Source organism: Streptomyces monticola (assembly GCF_042665355.1).
GTDB classification, from domain to species: domain Bacteria; phylum Actinomycetota; class Actinomycetes; order Streptomycetales; family Streptomycetaceae; genus Streptomyces; species Streptomyces monticola.
In genome coordinates this window covers 1-520 of the sequence record NZ_JBHTCF010000078.1, presented here as the reverse complement: position 1 = coordinate 520, position 520 = coordinate 1, and the positions used below count along the sequence as shown (strand labels likewise).

At 68.5% G+C, this 520-nt stretch carries 2 pseudogenes; both read left to right on the top strand.

What is annotated here, in order from left to right:
- Window positions 1–377: pseudogene (locus ACFQVC_RS42520) on the top strand (2-oxoacid:acceptor oxidoreductase subunit alpha); the annotation flags it as partial.
- Window positions 367–520, top strand: a pseudogene (locus tag ACFQVC_RS42515) (2-oxoacid:ferredoxin oxidoreductase subunit beta); the annotation flags it as partial. The pseudogenes ACFQVC_RS42520 and ACFQVC_RS42515, both read left to right, overlap by 11 nt.

The window sequence follows — 520 nt, the reverse complement described above, 5'->3', positions numbered from 1 at the left end:
CCCGGCAGGCCAAGGTCGACGGCATCGAGGTCCCGGATGTGGAGGTCGACGACCCCACCGGTGAGGCCGAGTTGCTGGTCCTGGGCTGGGGCTCGACCTACGGCCCCATCACCGCCGCCGTCCGCCGCGTCAGGGGCGAGGACGTCGAGGTGGCCCAGGCCCACCTGCGCCACCTCAACCCCTTCCCGGCCAACCTCGGCGATGTCCTGCGGCGCTATGAGCACGTCCTGATACCGGAGATGAACCTCGGCCAGCTCGCCCTGCTCATCCGCGCCAAGTACCTGGTGGACGCCTGCAGTTACGACCAGGTCACCGGCATGCCGTTCAAAGCGGGCCAGCTCGCCACCGCGATCCGGGAGGTCCTCAATGTCATCTGAAGCCCTGGCCCTCGTCCCCAAGGCCGAGGCCGAGCAGTCCATGAAGGACTTCAAGTCCGATCAGGAAGTGCGCTGGTGCCCCGGCTGCGGTGACTACGCGATCCTGGCCGCCGTGCAGGGCTTCATGCCCGAACTCGGCCTGG